This window comes from Brasilonema bromeliae SPC951 (genome assembly GCF_012912135.1).
Taxonomy (GTDB): domain Bacteria; phylum Cyanobacteriota; class Cyanobacteriia; order Cyanobacteriales; family Nostocaceae; genus Brasilonema; species Brasilonema bromeliae.
Window position 1 is genome coordinate 31,246 of the sequence record NZ_QMEB01000014.1, and the last position, 1,735, is coordinate 32,980.

Consider the following 1,735-nt stretch of genomic DNA (forward strand, 5'->3'; position numbering starts at 1 on the left):
GCACATCAAAGAAATTTTCGGCGCGGACGAATCTTTTTGGAGAGTATTATTAAAATAGAAAAATAGAGGTAAAGAATTGAACGATGCAATCTATACAAGAAAGAGAGAGTTATTATAAGCAAGGGGCTCCCTGGCTACCTGACGATCTTAAAAATGAATTTGGGTTATTCAATGTTTTTAATTTTAATCCTGGTAAGAACGGGAACCCTCCACAATTGCCATATAGCAAAAAAGATTACTACAAAATAACAATTATTAAAGGCAGTGGCAGTGGTATTTTTCTCTATGCGGATAGAGAGATTGAGATAGAAAACTATTCAATTATCTTTTCTAATCCGCAAATACCTTATGGATGGTCACAAAGAGAAAACTTTTCAGATGGTTTCGCTTGCGTCTTTGATCAGGCATTTTTTCATCAATACGGAAATATAACTAATTATTCAGTTTTTCAGCCCGGCAATAATATCTACCAATTAGATGAGGAGCAATTTGTCCAACTAGAAGACATTTTTAGACGAATGTTTGAAGAAATCGAGTGCGACTTTATTCATAAATATGACTTGCTCAGAACACTTGTTTATGAATTAGTGCTTTATACGATGAAAATGAAGCCTGCTTCTAAATTGAGTAAGCAACCCATTAATGCTTCGGTTAGAATTTCTACACTTTTCACAGAACTTTTAGAATGTCAGTTTCCAATTGATGATATACATAGACCGCTCACTCTTCGATCTGCATCTGACTACGCCAAAAATTTGAACATTCATGTCAATCATTTAAACAGGGCATTAAAAGAAACTTCTAATAAAACTACATCTCAGTTAATTATTGATCGAATATTACAGGAAGCCAAAGTTCTTTTAAGACAAACTTCCTGGACGGTTTCAGAAATTGCGTATGCCTTGGGATATGCGGAAGTGACCCATTTTAATAATCTCTTCAAAAAATATCTGAACATCACACCGACAAATTATAGAAAAGCCGATATTGTTTGATTTGCATAAGCAATTATTTGTTTAGCGTAAGCCCATCTGCTTGTCTTTCGACTAATCTTGTATCAGTAAATCAATTGATAATTAAAAATCAAAAAATCATGAAAAAAGTATTAATCACCGGAGCCAATAAAAGTATTGGCTTAGAAACTGCCCGCCAACTGCTGCAAAAGGGATATTACATTTATTTAGGCAGCCGTAATTTAAAGAATGGACTGGAAGCAGTAGAAAAGCTTAAAGCCGAAGGGTTGAACGAAGTGGAAGCCATCCAAATAGATGTCAGCGATGATGAATCGGTAAAGGCAGCCCGTGCCGAAATAGGCAAAAAAACCGAAGTGTTGGATGTGCTGATCAATAATGCCGGGATTAACGGAGGTTTACCACAAACAGCAACTGGTGCCAGTATAGACGCATTTAAAAAGGTATTTGATACCAATGTGTTTGGCGTTGTGAGAGTCACCCAGTCTTTTATGGATTTATTGAAAAAGTCGCCTGAACCTCGCATCGTTAATGTCAGTTCGGGTATGGGTTCGCTTACCCTGCACAACGACCCGACGTGGAAGTATTACAACAATAAAGGCGCTATTTACCACCCGTCAAAAGCGGCGCTCAATATGTACACTATTGTTTTGGCTTACGAGCTGCGCGACACGCCGTTCAAAGTTAATGCCGTTTGCCCCGGCTTTGTCGCAACCGATTTTAATAATCACCGCGGAACCGGAACGGTCGCTGAGGCTGGAACG

Annotated in this window: 2 protein-coding genes; both read left to right on the forward strand. The window is 38.0% G+C overall.

The features are described from left to right. Window positions 1-83 precede the first annotated feature (83 nt). Entirely contained in the window at window positions 84-995 is a 912-nt protein-coding gene (locus tag DP116_RS03375) for a helix-turn-helix domain-containing protein (protein ID WP_169153826.1), read from the forward strand. 98 nt (window positions 996-1,093) lie between these two features. Continuing rightward, a partial coding sequence (locus DP116_RS03380) for an SDR family oxidoreductase (RefSeq protein ID WP_211173053.1) occupies window positions 1,094-1,735 on the forward strand: 642 nt, incomplete at its 3' end.

Coding starts and splice junctions, on each gene's coding strand:
- DP116_RS03375 (WP_169153826.1), top strand. CDS start 84: ATGCAATCTATACAAGAAAGAGAGAGTTATTATAAGCAAGGGGCTCCC.